The organism is Sphingopyxis alaskensis RB2256 (genome assembly GCF_000013985.1).
Classification (GTDB): domain Bacteria; phylum Pseudomonadota; class Alphaproteobacteria; order Sphingomonadales; family Sphingomonadaceae; genus Sphingopyxis; species Sphingopyxis alaskensis.
Genome location: NC_008048.1, coordinates 48,818 through 67,755, shown reverse-complemented (window position 1 = coordinate 67,755; position 18,938 = coordinate 48,818). Strand labels below are relative to the sequence as shown.

At 62.0% G+C, this 18,938-nt stretch carries 12 protein-coding genes; 9 read left to right on the top strand and 3 right to left on the bottom strand.

Translation table 11 applies throughout. The annotated features are described in order from the left end of the window. Window positions 1-111 precede the first annotated feature (111 nt). Together SALA_RS00315 and SALA_RS00310 are read right to left on the bottom strand one after the other, a co-directional pair. Window positions 112-2,418 carry a hypothetical protein gene (locus SALA_RS00315; RefSeq protein ID WP_041382879.1) on the bottom strand — a complete coding sequence of 769 codons (2,307 nt, stop codon included), beginning with the start codon at window positions 2,416-2,418 and terminating at the stop codon, window positions 112-114. A 485-nt stretch (window positions 2,419-2,903) separates the two neighbouring features. Continuing rightward, complete coding sequence (locus SALA_RS00310; RefSeq protein ID WP_011540399.1) at window positions 2,904-3,779, bottom strand: hypothetical protein; 876 nt, start codon at window positions 3,777-3,779, stop codon at window positions 2,904-2,906. 496 nt (window positions 3,780-4,275) lie between these two features. On the opposite strand from SALA_RS00310, the gene SALA_RS00305 reads away from it, so the two are divergent. The 9 genes from SALA_RS00305 to SALA_RS00265 all read left to right on the top strand — a co-directional run bounded on the left by SALA_RS00305 (window position 4,276) and on the right by SALA_RS00265 (window position 16,579). Beyond that, a complete protein-coding gene (locus SALA_RS00305; RefSeq protein WP_011540398.1) occupies window positions 4,276-4,989 on the top strand; it encodes a hypothetical protein in 714 nt (237 codons plus the stop codon). Then, window positions 4,986-5,570 carry a hypothetical protein gene (locus SALA_RS00300; protein WP_011540397.1) on the top strand — a complete coding sequence of 195 codons (585 nt, stop codon included), beginning with the start codon at window positions 4,986-4,988 and terminating at the stop codon, window positions 5,568-5,570. Before SALA_RS00305 ends, SALA_RS00300 begins: the two co-directional genes overlap by 4 nt. A 4-nt stretch (window positions 5,571-5,574) precedes the next feature. After that, window positions 5,575-8,913 (top strand): UvrD-helicase domain-containing protein, encoded by a 3,339-nt coding sequence (locus SALA_RS00295; protein ID WP_011540396.1) that lies wholly within the window; start codon window positions 5,575-5,577, stop codon window positions 8,911-8,913. An 83-nt stretch (window positions 8,914-8,996) separates the two neighbouring features. Next, window positions 8,997-9,458 (top strand): hypothetical protein, encoded by a 462-nt coding sequence (locus SALA_RS16355; protein ID WP_011540395.1) that lies wholly within the window; start codon window positions 8,997-8,999, stop codon window positions 9,456-9,458. Window position 9,459: 1 nt separating this feature from the next. After that, window positions 9,460-9,918 carry a DUF7665 family protein gene (locus SALA_RS00285; RefSeq protein WP_011540394.1) on the top strand — a complete coding sequence of 153 codons (459 nt, stop codon included), beginning with the start codon at window positions 9,460-9,462 and terminating at the stop codon, window positions 9,916-9,918. Beyond that, window positions 9,902-10,381, top strand: coding sequence for a Mov34/MPN/PAD-1 family protein (locus tag SALA_RS00280; protein ID WP_011540393.1), 480 nt, complete (start codon window positions 9,902-9,904; stop codon window positions 10,379-10,381). The genes SALA_RS00285 and SALA_RS00280 overlap by 17 nt, the downstream gene beginning before the upstream one ends. Before the next feature lie 13 nt (window positions 10,382-10,394). Beyond that, the gene (locus SALA_RS00275; RefSeq protein WP_011540392.1) at window positions 10,395-11,762 is read left to right on the top strand and encodes a hypothetical protein; all 1,368 of its coding nucleotides are present in this window, start codon (window positions 10,395-10,397) and stop codon (window positions 11,760-11,762) included. Window positions 11,763-11,843: 81 nt separating this feature from the next. After that, complete coding sequence (locus tag SALA_RS00270; protein ID WP_237700899.1) at window positions 11,844-13,112, top strand: metallophosphoesterase family protein; 1,269 nt, start codon at window positions 11,844-11,846, stop codon at window positions 13,110-13,112. Then, a complete protein-coding gene (locus SALA_RS00265; protein ID WP_011540390.1) occupies window positions 13,112-16,579 on the top strand; it encodes an ATP-binding protein in 3,468 nt (1,155 codons plus the stop codon). The genes SALA_RS00270 and SALA_RS00265 overlap by 1 nt, the downstream gene beginning before the upstream one ends. 214 nt (window positions 16,580-16,793) lie before the next feature. Here SALA_RS00265 and SALA_RS00260 read toward each other — a convergent pair whose 3' ends face one another. Then, window positions 16,794-18,872, bottom strand: coding sequence for a phage integrase (locus SALA_RS00260; protein WP_011540389.1), 2,079 nt, complete (start codon window positions 18,870-18,872; stop codon window positions 16,794-16,796). Window positions 18,873-18,938 lie beyond the last annotated feature (66 nt).

The following is an 18,938-nucleotide window of genomic DNA, read 5'->3' as shown; positions in this document are numbered from 1 at the left end:
CGGACATTCCCGGCCACATCGGGAGACGCGCTCCTTCCGGCGTTATTTGGCTGTAGGGCGACTGGCTGACGATCTGACATGACTTCGCACGTGGGCCGCGGATGGGCGGACCTACCCATCCGGAGGCGCCGGCGCCGGCGGAATGGGCGGCGGAGGGAGTAAAGGCGCCAGAAGTTCAGCGATCTCGGCAAGCAAGGCGCGGGCGGCAGGGATATCGGCGCAGAGAGCGAGGTTGACCGCGTCGGTATCGAAATCGCTGCTGTGCAGATGATCGGCGCGGCCGCGCAGGAAGCGCGCGGCGCGCTCGCGCACGGGCGCTGCGGGCGCGCCTTCGGCTGCGACCGCCGCCTGCACCGCGGCAATGAGACGGGTTTGCAGCGCGGCGTCCTCGCCGATCGTCAGCGCCGCGAGCGCCGCGAGCGCGCTGTCGAGCGTGTTCCAGCCGGTGTTTTCGGCACCGGCTTCGAAGCCCCAGCGCAGCAGCGCGTCGAAGGCGGTGTCGAAGCCTTCCAGCCATTCGCGCTCGCTCGCCATCGATCCGAACTCGAACAGGATATCGATCAGCGAGAAGGCCTCGATCCATTTCGCCGTCTCCGGATCGCGCGGAATGAAGGTCAGCGAGCCAATAAGAAAATGCGCCTGCTTTTCCAGAGTGGAGCGGTCATGATGAGCCGTCGCGGGCGCCTTGGCGGCAAAAAAGAGAAGCTCGCTCATCCCGGTGATCCAGTGGATGAGATCGATGACGAACTGCGAGCGTTTCTCGATCGCGAGCTTAAGGAGCGCGCGGACGTCGACATAGAGCTTGTCGGCCCATTCCACGATATTGTGCGCGACCTTGGCTGCCATCGCGGCGTCGGCGCCCGGCTCATGGAGCGCATTGACGAGCGAAGTGAGCGAAGAGCGAAAGCCGCGCGGATCGCTGCCCGAAAAGAAAGGTGCGAGCGCGGTAATCTGTTTTGACGCGAGCGGCAGATCTGGGAGCGCGAACATCGCGGTTGCGGTGGTGAAGATGGCGCTGCGCAATTGCCGCGTGGCATAGCCATGATTCGCGCCGTCACCATAGAACAAGCTGAGTTGGAGCGAGGCAAGCTGTTCGATTGCGACGACGGCCACCGGAAAACCGTCGCGCTGCATCGCGCCCGCAACGCCGATCTTCGCGATCTTGCCGAAAAGGCTGCTCGCTGCGCTTGCATGACCGGCACTCGCGAACAGCCTTGCGGCGTCGCCGAGACATTTGACGCCTTCCATCAGCGTATCGGTCATCTGTGTCGGAATGACTGCCTCGACCGCGCTTTCGAGATAATGGGCTGCGAGCAGCGCATGGCTCGGCGAGGGATTGAGCCCCGGATATTCGATGCCGAGATAGGCCCGCACCAGCCCCAAATGGGCCTTAAAAAGCTGTTCGAGATGCGGTTCGTCGAGACCTGCGAGCGCGGCCACGCGCAGCCGACGGAGCTCTTCGAGCGTCGCGTTGATCGTTCCGTCGGTAACCTGAGGGTTCTCGAACAGCAGGGTGCGCGCGTGGAAGCTCCGCCCCTTCACGGCGACATAGGCGCGATTGAGCGCGAGCAGGCTGTTTAGCGCGGCCGCCGAGACCTCGAGATCGCCGCGTTCGGCCGCCTGGCGCGAAAAGGCGGCCGCCTGCCCGATCGCGGTGCGTAGCGGACCGTCCCACCCCTTGCTCCCCTCGAGGATCGCGGCGCGGCGGACATCGAGACGCATGCCCTCGCGGCGCGCGGCGGGCTCGCCCGGTCCCGGGTCTTCGGCAAGTAGCGGCTGCAGCCACCGCACGCGGCGGTCCCAGCGGCGGAGCTTGGCCGCCGCATCTGCCTCGATCATCGAGAGCTGCGACACCGGGTCGATAAGGCGGAGCGAGCGGCGGTAGGCGTGGAGAAGCAACCTTAAAATGAGCGCGACGGCGAGGATGGCGGCGACTACGACCGCCGATGAATGACCTGGATCCTCGATAAAGGCGAGCGCCATCGTGCCGAGCGAGAGCATGAAGGCGGCAGCAAAACCGCCGAGCAGTCGCGCATCGGAACTGAAGCGATGGAAAAGACCATACGGAAGCCGTTCGACATTCACCTGCATCGCGAACAGAATGAAGGATGCAACAATAGCGGTCGCGCCGATCATAGCGCCGCTGGCGGCAATGATCATATCGCGCAGCGTAGCGACGCCCTCACTGCCGAGGAGCGGTGCGATGAGTGATTGAAGCGGTGGGACCGAAAAGATGGCGCCGGCGGCGACCGCGAGCCAGCCGAGGCCCTCGATCTTGCCGCGGTGGTTGCCCGCCGATTGCCGGGCGTCGGCGGCGAGATGGCCGGTACGCACAACGATTAGCCCACGCAGCCGGGCCGGCCAGCCTTTCGAGCGGATATCGAGTTGTTTCCAGAGCGTCGCGACGGAGCCGGCCATAGCGCTTCTATAGCCGACGCGCGGCGTGCCGGAAGCCCTGTCAAAGATCCATCGGAGGCCAGCCATGGAGGCTATTCAAGCCGTCAGAGATCGAGCAGCTCAAGGCCTTCGGCTATTTTCCGCTCCGCGGCTTTGGTGGCATGGATGGCTGCGCCCTTCCGCAACGGGCGCGACGCTCCGACGGCCTGCCGACAGTCCCGTGACAAGCGCGGCACATCTGGGGCATGCCGAACTCCCACCCGGCCAGCACAGGTCAACCCCAACATCCGCGACCGATGCCGGGCAATGATCCTGGCCGTAGCCGGTCAGTCAGCTTCGGGTCGCCGTTGTGCGATAGCTGCCGTTTCCGAACGAAGTGATGTCGGCAGCTTGTACGCCCGAAAGTTGCTATTCCCGCCTTAATATGGGCACGTCAGAAGCCGACATACGTTCGGCACCCTCCGACGAGAGGGAGATGCCGTGTTCCTGAATAACCATCGACTGATTTAGAAAATCGCCTTGCCTGGCTTCCTAGGCCGCTGCGGAGTGATACTCACAGACATCTGCGAACCTGCACCGGCCCGCTTGTTGTGCCGGATATTCTCTTCGAGGGTTTTCACCGCAATATCCCATGTTCCCGGTGGGGCCAAAGCATCCAAACTAAAGTTGTTGGCGACGAGAGCCGCAACCATTCCCGGATATCGGCGAGCATGGAAATCCCATGTCGTGAGCGCTTTCGCCCGAACTAACGGTTCTGGATGCGTCCGCATTAGGCGGTAGATATCGGAGAGGTAACGCACGCCTTCCGGGAGAGCTGGGGAATGATCACTGACTATCCGATTGGCGAAGGGATAGCCGTCACCGGATGCCGCGTGCAGATATTCTAAGGGACGACTCAAATAGACGAACGAGAAGTCGTCGGTGAAGGGCGAAACCCTAAAAAACCGATTGTAGGGCAGGCACGAGGAATGGAGCGCAAGGCCAATCAAGGGTAGCCGCTTCTCCGATTGGTAAGCGTCGATAAGGGCCTTTCCATAGAAGGCGTCCAGATTCTCAAGCTGATAGTGATTGAACTCTCCGGCGATCAGGACAGCCCGGAACCATATGTCCTGCCCCACCAAACGGCTGTAAAGGTCTTCAGCCGCCTCTGCCAAATACCAGACATAGAAATTGCGGTCTTCGTCGTTGCGCGCCCCGATGGGGTTGTAGACCAGCACCGTGTCCGAAAACACGATCGTCTTGAATGCCTTGTCCCGATGTACATTAAGCTTGTTCAAGATCGCATAGGTGCGAGCGACCGAACGAGGATCGCTCTTCGTCATTTCGGAAAAACCGAGAATGTCGATGTACAGCAGAAATCGCGTTGGAGCAGGCTCAGTCATGTTGTGCACTCACCATCATCGGCTTCGTCCTCGACCTAATGAACATCCGCCGTCTCGACAGCCGTCGCCGCTACATTCGCCCTCCGATTGGTCAATCGGTCGCGCGGGGCCTTCGTTCAGCTGGCTTCAGAATTCGAACCGTAACTTACGGGGATTTTCGTTACAATTGCCTGCGAGATCGTTAGGCAATCAGAAACGAAGTGTTGGGTTTCGAAGATCGAGGCGAACAAACCGTGGAGCGGCGGGATGCGAGAATGTATTCCTAGAATACGTCGATAATGCCAAGTTTCGATGAAGTTTTCAACGCTTCATGGAGGCGCGATAGTAGCGGCGCGCGGCATTCTTAAATGTCAATGATGGTATATAAAGAGTGATTTCGGGACGTCTCCTCAAAAGCTCTGAAGCGGCCGAGTCGAGCGCCCGAAAAATAGTTCAGAGCTTTTCCTAGTGACAAATCGAATGAGATTCCGGACGTTCAACAGTTAGGAACACTGGCGTGAAAGAGGATACCGTCGATCCAGAGGCACCGCGTCATCCCGGCTTCGTGCGCAAAGCGCTGGACTGGGCGGAGGATCTGTCCGCGCAAGAGATTTTGACGGCGGCGAGGATCAAGGACCGGACGGCTAGCGGTTATCTCCCGTCAGCGGCGCTGGTTCGACTCGTTCGCCGGTATCGAACTGAGGGAGACGATGACAGCAGCACCCGCCTCAGCACGCTCCTAATTGCGCGCGCCTACGAATATGTACGCGGCATCTACGCCCGGATGGGCGTTGACGGCCAAGATGTGGTCCAAGAGACCATGCAGACATTCCTAACTGAGCTCGCCGAACAGGACGGGGTCGACTGGTGGGAGGCGACCTTCGAGCGTGAATTGCGGCGTCGGGCGGCCGATGCGTATCGGCATCTGTTCAAGCGCCACCGATCGCGCAGCTTGGTATTGCCCGAAGATCACGATCGGGGCGACGACGGCGAAGAAGCCCATGAGATCGCACGCCGAGCCGCCCTTGCGGCCTTCGCCGAGGTGCGCATTCCCACCGAGAAAAAGCGCCGATTATTCCTTTTGCTAATGTTGAATGAATTGCCGATCGATGCGCCCGAGGCGCCGAATGACCTCGTCCGGCTGACCGGAATCCCGCGCAGCACATTGGCCAATCTCAAGACTGAATTCGGGCGCATGCTCAAATCGGCGCTCGCGGAGAAGACGTCATGAAAAATATCAATCCAAACCTCGGCAGACTGGCCGAAGACTATATCGTCAGCGGCGCCTGGGACCCCGAACTAGTGGACAAGCTCGGTCCGGACGAACTCGATCAATTGTTCAGCCATTTGACGGCCCGTGCCGCGGTTGAGACGGCGGCCGCCACACTTGAGCCCGAGTCCCTCGAACTCGATGAGGACGCACAAGCGGCAGTATTGAGGCTCCAGAGTTTCTATCTGGGCGAAGTTGCACGCGTCCGAACCGCCAAGCCCGACGCGGCGGCGATGCTCCTGAAGCCGGCAACCTGGTTGGCGATCGAGCCAGTCTTGCGCGACCGCGATTTCCTCATCCGGTTGGCGCAGCGCCGCTTGCGTGGGATGCAGTCGCGTTGCACGCAGGATATTGCGGATCTGCTCGGTTATTCGCGTAGAGCGGTGGCGGACTTTTTCAGAGGCGAGGCGGGCGAGGGCCTGACACTTGCGGAGAACCGTAACACCGGAAAGCCCGATGATGGTGGAGACGAGGAGTTTTCCACCGCGCTGGCGCGCTCAGATATTCCCGAGGCGTTCAAGCGGAGATGGAGGGAAGAGTAAGCAGGTGGCGGCGTTCGACCTTGCTCGGCTTCATGCACGCGCGCTTCGCGAAGCCAAGATCGCCGGGCGTGCGACCGGACCCGCTGCCGTCAAATCGGCCGCCGCCGCCGAAGGATTTGTCATCAAGCCGGTTCCTCCCGGCGATCCGGTGATCGGGACCAGCGATGCCAAACTGCTTCGCGAGTGGTGCTCCATTTATGTTCGCAACGATGTTTCGGATGCCGAGGCAGCCGCTTTTGTCGCTCACGAGCTTGGGCATCTGAAACTGCACCGTCCTCAAGACAATTGTACGGGCCCGAATCCGGACGCTGGTACCTCGCGTGCTTTATCGCGGGTCGAAGCCTATGGACCGCGCGAAAGGCGTGAACTCCAGGCCAATGTCTTCGCGCGCGAGTTGCTGCTGCCGCGTGCGCTCGCGCGGCAGCTTTTCTTGGTTGAGCGGCTAGGCGCAGGCAGCATCGCGCAGCTGCTCGAACTGCCCGTTCCGCTCGTGCGCCGTCAGTTGTTCGACAGCCTGCTGGGACCCGATGCCTCGGCTCCTACCGTCAATGCGCAAAAGCCGAAGTTTGGGCGCGATGACAGCCAGGAGGCCGCCGCGGGATTCGCGGATCCGGCGCTGCTACTCGAAGCCGGCCCGGGCTCGGGCAAGACGCGGACACTCGTAAAGCGGATCGAGCACCTGCTCGACTTCGACGAGGCCGTGCCGAATGAAATTCTTGCGCTGACCTTCTCGAATAAGGCGGCCGGTGAACTCGCGGACCGTATTGCCACCGCCCGGCCTGACGCTGCCGCCGATATGTGGATCGGCACGTTCCATGCCTTCGGATTGGATCTCATCCGCCGCTATTACGAATTGCTGGACCTGCCCAGCAACGTTCAGCTCATCGACAAGGCACAGGCGATCGAACTGCTTGAGGACCAGCTGCCCTTGATGGGGCTCAACCATTATCATGATCTGCGCAATCCGGATCAGGGCCTCGTGAAGATCCTCTCGGCCATCTCGCGCGCGAAAGACGAACTTGTCACGCACGCCGAGTTTACACGGCGTGCCCGGGAAGCGCTGGCGGCAGCCGTGAGCGCAGAGCAGGTCGAGGTGGCCGAACGAGCGTGCGAGGCCGCACGAGTCTACGAAATTTATGCCGATGCGTTGGGGAAGGCCGGCGCTGTCGATTTCGGCGACCTCGTCATGTTGCCGACGCTCCTCATGATGCGCAATGATTGCGTGCGTGCTCAGGTGGCTCAACGCCATTCAATGGTGCTGGTTGACGAGTATCAGGACGTCAATCGCGCTAGCGCGCGGCTGTTGATGGAATTGTATCGGGAAGGTGCACGTCTTTGGGTCGTCGGCGACGCCCGGCAATCGCTCTACCGCTGGCGCGGCGCGTCATCGGCGAACATGGCCCAGTTCGAGCGCGATTTTTCCGGAGGCAAACGGCTCCCTCTCGACCGCAATTATCGCTCGACCGAGCATATTGTCGGGCTTGGCCGAGGCTTCGCCAGAGACATGCGCGCCGGGAAAAACGGGCTCGCCTATAATGCTAAATCCGCGCGGGAGGAGCCTGGGAGCGCAACCCGCTTGCTCGTCGGACTCGATGACCGGTGCGAAGGAGAGTTGCTGGCGGCCGAAATCACTTCCCTCAAGCAGGCCGGCGTCCCCTTGTCGCAGCAAGCCGTTCTCGCCCCGACCAACAACCGCCTTGATATTGTAGCCGGTATCCTTGCCGAACACGGGATTGCGACTACGCATCTCGGCAGCTTCTTCGAGCGCGAGGAAGTGCGGGACCTGCTCTCAGTCATTGCTCTGCTGGCCGAAGCGAATGGCGGCGCGCTCGTTCGCGTGGCGGCCCTTCGCGAGATCGGGGTCGGCGCCAGTGACATCGGTGTTATCGTGCGAGCCGCGCAGGCGGCCCGGGTGCCGCTGCTTTCCTTGCTCGCGACCGCATCGACCCTGACAGGCATGAGCCCGACAGGTGGCGAAGCGCTCGAACAGCTGGGCCTGCAAATGGCGGGGCTCGACCAGTTCACCCCGGCGTTCGAAGTGGCGGCGAGCTGGTTGCTCGATCGATCCGACTATCTGCGCGACCTAGCAGTTGCTCCCGACGCCTCCGGATCGCTGTCCCGCGCAGCTCTATTGGCATTGCTCGGGTTTCTCGATCAGCGCGAGCTGGGTGGCCAGCCGCTGACACCGGCCCGAGCGCTCAAGCGCATGCGAAGCACGGTATTGCTGGCGGATGATCGAGACTTGCGGGATGCAACGCTCGGCGCCGATGCGGACGCCGTCCGCCTAATGACCATACACGGCGCGAAGGGGCTGGAGTTTCCGGCCGTCCATGTGGTTGGCCTACACGATCAGTGCCTGCCGGGCGCGTTCCGGCGCGACGACAGCCCGCTTCCGCCGGGGCTTGTAGAACCCGAAACGCGCGAGGGTCATCTCGAGGAGGAGGAATGCCTGTTCTTCGTCGCCATATCCCGGGCCGAAGACCATCTGCGCCTCTATCACAGCGAGCTGGCGAACGTGCGGGGTCGCAAACCTTCGCCGTTTCTGGGACGGCTCGGAGCGCTGGAACGCCGCCATTTGCCAGCCGCAGCGACAGCCGCCGGAGCGGCAGGTTCCCCGCTCTCGCCGATCTCGACCGACCGGATCAACCTGTTCGATGTTCGGGACTTTGACAGCTGCCCGCTTCGCATCGCCTATCGCCGCTTTTTTGGCGTTGAGGGCCGCCGGCACGAAACGCCCTATCTGAAGACCTCGGGGGTGCTTTATGCGCTCGTCGATCGAATAACCGAAGTGTCGGGGCCGGGAGTGGAGGAAAGGCTCCAGGTGCTGCTTGGCGAAATCTGGGCCATTCGCGGTCCAGCCGAGCACGGACTGGCTGCCGACTATCTTGCGCATGCGGCTGGGCGGGCGGCGGCGCTGGGGCGCCTGATGAGCGGCTTCGACTCGCCGGGCTATTCGCAGATCGAGTTGCCCATAAACGGCGGCCTGCTGACCGTCGCCGCGCCCCTGGTCCGATCCACGGCGGCCGGCACAGAGATACGTTTTCTCGAAGCGGGCCGCGTTCGTTCGAAGACCGGCAACGATCTGACGGCGGGACTATTGCTGGCGGCGGCGCGTCATACATTCGGCCCGAACGTCTCCGTCACGATCGGGCATGTCACCGACGGTGCAACAGTTCCAGTCAAGCGGCAGGACGACAAGGCCGCCGGTGACGTCGAAGCGGCGGCGGCTATCCTAGCTGCGATCAACAAAGGCGCTCTCCCGGCGAAACCGGCAATGCGCGTCTGCGGACGTTGCCCCCATTTCGTCGCCTGCCCGGCGGTCGGCCGGGCCGAGACCGCCTGACAAGGATCAGACGTTTTCCGGGTGAGCCAACGATGACTTGTTGAGACCGGCGTTCCTGCCCGGTCGATCAACGGAGTCATACGATGCCCATCGACATCTTCATCAAGCGGGGCGGAAGCCTCGAAGTCCAGCACCAGAAGGCCGAGAGCTTCGATCTCGCTCATATCAAGCGCAAGCTCGACGAAGTGTTCGGCGCAGGCCACCTCTTCCTCGAAGACGGCGACGAGCCGATCGCCGCGGACCATAAGGTCGAGGGCGGCAGCATTTTCGTCCATCATAACCGGTGCAAGCAGATCGAAGTGACCGTGCGCTATGCCGGCAAGGCGTTCGAGCACGGCTTCACCCCGGGCACGACCCTCAAGAAGATCAAGCGCCGCGCCGAAAAGAAGTTGGATATCGACCCGGCCGATGCCGTCGAGCTGTCGCTGCAGCTCGCCGGCACGACCGAGCGGCCGGACGAGGCAACCCATGTGGGCTCGCTGGCGCAGCCCAAGACTTGCGCCGTCGCCTTCGATCTCGTCCCCTCCGACCGCATCAACGGCTGAGATGACTCCGGACCGCGTCATCTTCGAGCGCGACATTGCCGCGGCGCCCTTTCTGGAGGGCGCCGCACGCAATCGATGGGCGCTGCGAACCCTCGAATGGCCTCACGGAATGTTCGATGTCACCGCCCGTGACGGCCGCCTGTTCCATCTGCGCCTCGATTTTACCGGCTATCCCGCGGCGTCCCCGACCGGAGGGCTCTGGGACCCGGACACCGGGGCAATCCTGGCGCTGGACAAATGGCCAATCGGCGATGTCGCGTTTGCCAGCGTGTTCCGAAGGGACTGGCAGGATGGCCGGGCGCTTTACATGCCCCTCGACCGGATTTCACTGACCGGTCACCACGACTGGCCGACGCAATATCCGCACCTAGTCTGGAGGCCGGATGTCGGTCTCATCCAGTACCTCGCCGAAGTGCATCGGTTACTCAACATGCGAGGCTATCATGGTATCGTCGGCTGATTCCTTTCGCCTGTCCTGGCTCGGCTGGTGGCGCCTTGTAGGTCAGCTGCGCCGGCGGGGTCGCGGTATCCGCGAAAGCGGTGCGTTCCTGCTGGGACATCGCCATTCCGGGCCGGGCGTCGTCACGGACTTCGTCTTCTACGATGAGATCGATCCTGACGCATTGTCGCGAGGCCATGTCCATCTTTCGGGCCAAGCGCTCGGCAAGGTGTGGGACCGCTGTGGCGTAAGGGGATTGGAAGTGCTCGCAGACGTGCACACGCATCCCGGCAGCGCCGGGCAGAGCGACTCCGACCGCGCGTACCCGATGATCGCGATCAAGGGGCATACAGCTCTCATCATTCCCGCCTTCGCCCGCTCGGCGACCAACCTTCGCGGTGTCGGCGTCTATCGCCATCTCGGTGCCGGCAACTGGATTTCCCTGCCGTCGCCCAAAGCGGGTTGGCGCGGCATCACCTTTTGAAGGGTTCGTTTCGATGCATCACAGCGACTTCACTGCCTTCCTCGATGGCTTCAATCGGCTGGCCAAACTCGATCTCGACCTTGGCGACGCATCCTGTCCCGAGACCGCAATGGCTCGCCTGCGCGGCTATCGAGCGCACATTGCGGCCGGGCCGGAGGTAACGGAGAGCATCGCTCACCAGATCGCGTTGCTGACATTCGTCAATATCGCATCACGCTTTGCGCTCGGCGGGGTGACGGTCTCCGGGATCGCGGATGTTCCATTGCTCGCACCTTGGCACGGAGACAGCCTGGCATCCGCGGTCGAAATGCTCGGTGGCGCGACCGCAGACTTGGCCGAGGAGACACCCGTCGTACTCTTGGGCAGCGCGACCACCCCGGCGGAGCGCGGCGGCTGTCAAATCACCTTTGCCGGATGGCGAGGCGGTGTCGTTCCGCTCGGCGGTTCCAGGCTGGATGAAAAGGAGACAGTCGCGGCGGCCGCGGTGCTAGCCGGATCTTTGGCCGCCGCGGAAATATTCGCCATGCTGCGGGACGAAATCGGCGCCGGTTGCCGCGACCATGGGCTTTCGATCTGGCGGCCGGACGGGGATGAGGACTGGCGTTCGCCTGCAAGCGACGGGCCGCCGGTTTCGGTGCTACCCAATCATCTCTGGGTGCTTGGGCTGGGGCATCTCGGCCAAGCCTTTCTGTGGACGCTGGCGATGAGCCCCTATTCTGACCGGGCAAGCGTGAAGCTGGTTCTGCAAGACACCGATGTCGTCACCGGCTCGACCGCGAGCACATCGATTCTGACTCGTCCTGAAACCACCGGCCGCAAGACCCGTACGGTTGCGGCTCTGCTGGAGAATCTCGGCTTCGCGACCTCCATCATCGAGCGTCCGTTCGACGGCGCCTTTAGCCGCCGCTCAGACGATCCATCGGTTCTGATCTGCGGTGTGGACAATGCGCTGGCACGCACTCAGCTCGAACTCCCTCGGTTCGAATTGGTGATCGAAGCAGGAATAGGTCGAACGGCGAGCGACTTCAGAGCGGTTCGCCTGCACAGCTTTCCCTCGCAGCGAGCCGCCGCGGAACTGTGGAAGGCGGGTGCGGCCGCAGGCGTCGCGACCGCGGGAAATATGCCGGGATATCAGCGCCTGCGCGAAAGCGGCGTCGATGATTGTGGCTTGGCCCTTCTAGCCGGAACAGCGGTAGGCGCGCCGTTTGTCGGGGGCGTGGCGGGCGCCTTGATGTTCGGTCAAATCCTCAAGCTCCTGCACGGCGAGCGGCCCGATGCGGTAGTGGATCTCGACCTGCGAGCCCTCGAAGCCCGGCGGGCGGTGCCCAGTTCCGTACCCTTGGTGCACAATCCCGGATTCCAGCCGTGCGACAATTGCTGATATGGTCCGAAGGACGGGCCGCTATCTAGAAGTGGAGATCCTGACTAAGATGTATGAATCGATGATAAGACCTCCGCAATATTGAAGAAGTTCAAAAAAATGACAGGAACCTTTACTTTCGTTCACGCGGCCGATGTTCATCTCGACAGCCCGCTTGGCGGATTGGCGAAGCGGGACAAAGCCTTTAGCGGTCTGGCCCTCAACGCGACCCGGCGCGCCCTTGCGAATGTCGTCGATCTGGCCATCGCGGAGGGGGCCGCATTTGTCGTCGTCGCAGGCGACCTCTACGACGGCACCTGGAAGGATCAGTCGACCGGGCAGTTTGCGGTTTCCCAGTTTGCGCGGCTGTCGCGAGCGGGCATTCGCGTCGCCATCGCCTTCGGAAATCATGATGCCGAAAGCCGGATTACCCGCCATTTGACCATGCCGGAAGGCGTTTTCGGATTCTCCAATCGGAAGTGCGAGACCGTCCTGTTCGAGGATCTCGGAGTCGCGCTGCACGGCCGAAGCTACAAGGATGTAGCGACCCTCGAGAATATCGCAGCTGAATATTGTCCGCCGGTCACCGGGATGTTCAACTTGGCGGTGCTTCACACCGCGCTTGAAGGGCATCCGGATCATGCGCGCTACGCGCCCTGCTCCGTCGGCGAGCTCGTGGCGTCGGGACATGACTATTGGGCGCTTGGCCATGTCCATGATGCATCAATCCGCTCCGAGCATCCGCACATCGTTTATCCAGGCAATACCCAGGGCCGGAATGTCAGGGAGACCGGCGTCAAGGGTGCCATGGTGGTTCGAGTGGAGGAAGGCGTCGTGCGGTCGGTCGAACACCGCGCGTGTGACGAAGTGCGATGGGCTCGGCCGGAGTTCGACGGGCGACAGGCGAGCGACATGCACGAGCTTCTCTCCGGCATCGGCGGTGTGCTCCAAGAAGCCATCGCAGGCGCGGGCGACCGACCGACGGCGGTACGCCTTCACGTGAAGACCTCTGGCGGCCTCCAAAACAAACTGCTCGCCGATCCGGATTGGTTTAACGCGGAAGTCGGCGCGCGCGCCATGACCGTGTCGGAGAGTTTGTGGATCGAAAGGGTTAAGGTTGAAAGCAGTGAAGACGCCGCTACTCGGGGGCTTCCGCCTGAGTTGATCGAACTGCTGAATGGCGCATTGGCCGATCCGGATTGTCTGCGCGCGGTGGAGGATGCGGTCGCGCCGCTTGTCGGCAAGATGCCTGCTGGCACGATTGATGCGGATCTTGCACCGCTATTGGCCGCAGCAAGCGCGCGGGATGGTAACTCCCTGCTCGCGGCGGCAAAGCGAGCCGTCGAAGCTTCGCTAAGCGTAGATGCCTGATGCGATTCCAGCTGCTCGATCTGGTCCGCTATGGCGGTTTTGCGGATCGCGTCGTCACGTTCGGGCCGGGGCGGCCGGATCTTCATCTCGTCATGGGGCCCAACGAGGCCGGCAAGTCGACCATGCTAGAGGCAATTGGCGATCTGCTGTTCGGAATTCATGCGCAAACGGCGCAAGGCTGGCGCTTTGACTATGGAGAGCTTCGCATTCGCGCGGTTCTGGAGCATCAAGGCAGTGTGGTAGAGATCACTCGCCGCAAGGGTAGCCGCAACACCCTGCTTGCCACCGACGGAACTGCGCTCCCCGAGGACATCCTGGTTCCTTTTCTCGGCGGGATAGACCGGACGACTTTCGAGCGAATGTACGGTCTCGATCACCAGAAACTCCGGTCCGGCGGCCTTGCGATTCTGGAGGGCAAAGACGACGCTGCGCGCCTTGTTCTCGAGGCCGGCAGCGGGCTGAGTGTTGTCGGTGCGGAGTTGGCCCGCCTCGAACGGGTTGCGGGCGAACTCTTCAAGCCCAACGCCCAGATTCCACCCGTCAACCGGCTGATGCGAGAGCGGGGCGAAGCCCAGGCGATTGTCCGTTCGTCGGCGCTGACGGACAGCGCGTGGAGTGCGATTATCGCCGCCGAGCGACGAGCTGGTGAACAACGATCCGAATTGCAGGTTGAAAGTCGCGAGCTTGCGACACGGGCCGCTGCACTAGAAAGGACCAATCGGGCGCGGGCGCCTTTGGCGCGCATTGGCGAAATCGACGCCGAACTCGAGGCGTTGGGCGACATCAAGCTATTTCCCGCCGATGCCGCATCCCGGCTCAATGCAGCCATCGCAAATCGCAATACGGCGCAGGAACTCCAGAATCAGCATAGCATCCAGTTGGACAGGGCAAAGAATGTCTTGTCGTCAATCACACTTCCCGAGCTGCTGCTTGCTGAACGGGAGCGGGCCGAAGCACTTGAGGAACGACGGCCTGTGGTCGAAAAGGCAGTGGCGGATATCGCGCGCCGAACCGGCGAGCTTGAGCGGTCCGAGGCGCGTATCGAAACCGCCCGCTCCGAGGCGCGCTTACCGGCTGGTGCCGCTTTGCCATCGGCGGGATGGCGCAAGCGCGCACGCGAGTATCTGCAAGACCGACGCGCGCTGGCGGAGCGGCGCGTCCGCCTGAGCTTGGCCCTGAGTGAAGCGGCACTGGCCAAAGCCAAGGCGGAAACCGACCTAGCAGCATTGCCGCCCCCCATCGAGCTGGCCGGGCTGACGGATGCAATTACTGCGGTCCCCGCTGACTTCGCGGAGCGGGTGACGAGTGCAGAAGAACGGTTGATCCGGGCAGAGCGCCGAATGCAGATCGAGCGCGCCAGTCTTTCCCCTTGGGCGGGAGAAATTGACGGGCTCGGAACGATGTCCTTGCCCGTGGATGTTGTAGTTAGCGAACATCAGGCCCGGATTGAAGTTGCCAACGCGCAACTGGCCCAGGCCAAGTTGGCCATTTCCAACTCGAGCGAAGCCAGCGTCAAAGCGACGGCGCGCCTTGCCGGCTTGTCGGCTGCGGGGGATCTCCCAACACCAGAAGCCGTTCTCGCGGCGCGCGAGCTACGCGACAGTGCCGTAGAGGATGTCCGGGGACGCCTCGCCCGGCCGCGCGAGCCCGGTGACGAGGATGCCGGAGTCGCGCTGTCTCTCGCAGTCGAGCGCGCGGACGCAGTCGCCGATCGGCGCGACGCGGAAGCAGATCGTATCGCTGAACTTCTGCTTGCCCGCACCACTTCGGCCGAAGCCGACGCGTTTCACCAAGCCAATCGGCTCCTCGTCGAAGAGGCCGAAGCGGCCTTAGAGGAGGCTAAAGCAGATTGGGCGAGCCTGCTGGCACCGCTCGGCCTCGTGCTCCCGCCGGCGGCGCTCGCGGCGTGGCGAGCGAGCCGTGAGCGCGTGCTCGAGGCCTTTGAGGAACAGGCCGCCGCAAAGACTGGCCTCGACCGGCTCAAAGCAACTGCGGCCGCGGCGCTGACTAAATTAGCGCAGATCTCGTCCGCGGCAGGATTTCAAATCGAGGCAGAGATGGAGTTGGCGGACGCCGTGCGTGCCGCCAAAGCGCGTCTATCGGCGCTGGAGGTGGCGGACAGGCTGCGTGCGGCCGCCAATGTTGTGATGGCGGGTGTAGCAACAACGCTTGACGAGCTGGCGCGGGAGGAGCGCGAGATTGTTTCGCGCGGTGCCGTCCTCGACGAGGACCGTGGCGCTTTGATGGTCGAAGCCGGATTGCTCGAGGACGCCGGCGACCCCGCGATTTCCGATGCAATCGAAGCGACCGAAGCCGTCGCTGCCGAAATCGCCACGGCGGACGGGCTGCGGCGCCAGATCAACGGAATGAAAAAGGATATCGACGCGTTCGAGGCGGATGCCAACACTCTTTTTGCCGCGGTTGGACATGACGCGCCTACCCGCCATTCGGAGGACGTGCACGCGCTGACACTGACGCTAAAGGCCGGGCTTGCCGAAAAACTAAAGGTTGAGCGAGCCCGCGAGGATATTATCGCGGCACAGGCCGGAATTCAGGAATCCGAGGCGCGCGCGGCCGCGGCAAACGCGGTCGTCGCAGAGCTGCTCGGCATAGGCGATATCACCGAGGAGGCGGCATTGCTGCCAGCCATCGCGACGAGCACGCATTCGATTGCGCTGGGCACTGCGCGGCAAACCGCGTTGAACGATCTTGTAGAGATTAGCGGCGGCAGGAGCGTCGAGGAGTTGACTGCCGACGTCGCCGTGATCGGTGCGGACGAAGCAACTGCCGAGCTGGAGGCGATTGCGGACCGGCAGCATGAAATAGGGGCCGAGCGCGAGGCAATCGGGAAGGTGCTTCGCGAATCCGAACTTGCGCACGACAATGCAGCAACCGAAACCTTGGCAGCGGATGCGCAGCAGCGCGTAAAGGAAATTGAAGCGGCGCTGCTCGACGCGGCCGAGCGCCACGTCGGCGCCGCCGCGACAGCCGCCATGCTGCGCTGGCTGATCGGCAAGCATCGAGCGGAAAGCCAGGGGCCACTGATCGCTCGCGCAGGGTCGTTGTTTCAGGAGATGACCCATGGATCTTTCGCTGGGCTCGGCCTTGACTATGGTGCAGACGATCAGCCCAGAATGGTTGGCCTGCGGCAGGGCGGGGAGCGCGTTGGGGTCGATGGGATGTCCGAAGGAACGCGGGATCAGCTCTATCTGGCGCTGCGCCTGGCTTCAATCGACGAGCGCGCGGCAGGGGGAATGCCCTTCATCTGCGACGACATCCTGATAACTGCCGACGAGCCGAGGTCGGCGTCCATGTTGAGCGCATTGGGAGCGATTTCGAGACGGACTCAGGTCATTGTCTTCACGCACCACGAACATATCGTCGATTTGGCGCGGAGGACACTCGGCGACGATGGCTTCACGTTGCATCGGCTTGACGCTGAAATAGCCGTCATCGCAGCTGCGTAATTCTGGCGATGAGGCCAAGATGCCGGTCGCTATTAGAGAGATCGAACCATGATGGGCCAGTTGTCAGAGTAGGTAAATTGGATTCGGCCACTGAACGAACGGCGGCTTTCGGGATCGCCCAAGGAGTCGCTAAATGGCGCAATCCGGGCGCATAGCAGCCGTAAACGATGGCTTAGCCACCCAGCGACTATTCGATATTTAGTCCGACATGGTGTCAACCGCGCTTGCGCCGCCCGGCGCTCTCGCGAGTTGGCCGCGCGCCGCGCATGCAAACGGGTAGCAACCGGATTTCTACGGTATCTTGCAGATGGGCGGTCACTTTGGGTATCTGGTTCACGACATCAAGCAGGATCTGGAGGCGTGTGGCGCTCGCGTATCGGTTGGCATTTTCGCCGCCATGCTTCTGACCGAGAAGATCCGACCGAAATTCTTCGAATGTCTGCAACATCTTCAATTCAGTGCTGACCATATGCCGACCGCTGTGAACCGCCTGTCCCGGCTTTACGAGTTTCAGACGTGGCTTAATGTGAAGCCATATATTTTTGAAAAATACATCTCCCAGCGCACGCCCTGTGCGACCGGGTTGGATTTCTGGAAAGAGGTACTGCTCGCCAGCTTCCTTCATGGCTTGGACATAATGCATGAAGCCCAAGCGACGCAGCTCTTCGCAAACAGGAATCTTACGAACGCTGGTCGCGTTCTTGACGCCGCCCGCAGAAGTTTTCCTGATGTTGACAAAAAAGATACCGTCTTCTTCGCCGATATCATCGACCAAAAGCTTACAAGCTTCCTCGCGCCGCATACCTGAATACCAGACCAGCGGCATGACCCAATAGGCTGCGTCGTGCCAAATCGAGCCTCCCGGCGTCACGGACAAACGCTGAGGCAAATCGACGCCCGTACCGCCGGTCCAGATGCCGAGACGAAACAATTCTTCACCCTGCGCAATCGTATAGGGGTCGCGCTCGTCGCGCTCGTCCCTGTCGTCCTCATCGAGGATAAAATCTGAAAAATCGAGAGGCGCCATTGGCGTTTTCGTCGCAAGCCACGCACACAATCTCTTGAGGTTGGCGAAATGACGATTGATGGTTCCTACGTCGAGGCCAATCGCGAACGAGATTTCTTCGCCGCGCTCCTCTTCTTCAGTAAGACGATCGAGCGCCTCGCTGCAAATTTCCTCCAGCGACATCGCTTCGTGTCGAGGCGACTTATGATGCGACGACGGTAACCGGTTCAACAGGTCGTAAAACTGGTTCAGGTCTTCCTGGCATGTTGCTGCCATGGCCTTGCCATTATTTGACTTGCCGAACAGAAAGGGCGCGGCCTTGAACTGGCGCTTCTGGCTGGCGCCCCAGACCTTCGGCTGCGACTTGCGCTTTTTGGGGTTCGCACCCTCGGCCAGGACCGGCGCATCTTCCCGTCCGCGCGCCTTTGGTTTCAGCTCCATATATTTTTCTACTGCCTGCACCGGGCTAAGGGTGGCATAATGGGTCTGCACATCGGTGAGTGTCGACGCTGACGCAGGCACAATGGTGCTGGCGTTCCACGCGTTTGGAGGCGCAGGGGCGGAGATCGGGGGAGGCATCGAAGTCTGCAGAGGCGCTCGCCCGAGCGCGTTCATCAGCGCCAAGCTGTGTTCGATCGCCCGAACCTCGGGGCTGTCGTAGGTTGCCGCGGCCGTCAACCGTGCCCCACACATGACCTGCCGGGCAATTTCGATTCGGTCAGCCGCTGGCTCGATGCCGAGCCGCTCCAGCAATGCCTTTGCCTCATTCAGCAAATTGCCGGGAACATCGCCGGCTTGGGAAAGCATCGCATAAAGATTGGCGCGGGCCTCTTCGTCCAGCGACGGAAAGCGCTTGTCGAATGACCCGATGTAATCGATGCCCATATAGTCGTCGAAGCCATTTGCGATGAAATCGCCGTTAAACGCTGCATAGATCGAGAGCATCTGGTGGAAGCGAGCGGTGACATTGCCCTCACCGTCCTTCTCGATCACCGCCAACTGATGCGCCAGCATGTTGCGATACCGCACCATCTCCTCTCGAAAGAGATGGTTCACCTGCTCGCTGGTCAGTCCTTCCTGCTCGATCCGTTCGTATAAGCTCATTCGCACAACCTCGCTTCGGCTGGTCATCGCGACCGCGCGCCGTCGCGCGACCGACTGGTCCTTCGTCAAAAGGCTGACCGTTGTTACGATGGTTATAGGACGTTCAAGCCGTCCAACGAAGCGCACCCGGCGACGCCACCAGTAGGTGGCCCCGCGACGGTTCACATTTTCGATTGCTGGCATCAGGCACTGGCTCCACCCACTGGTAGCAATTGATGCCACTGCGATGGTCGGCCTTGCTCAGTTAAG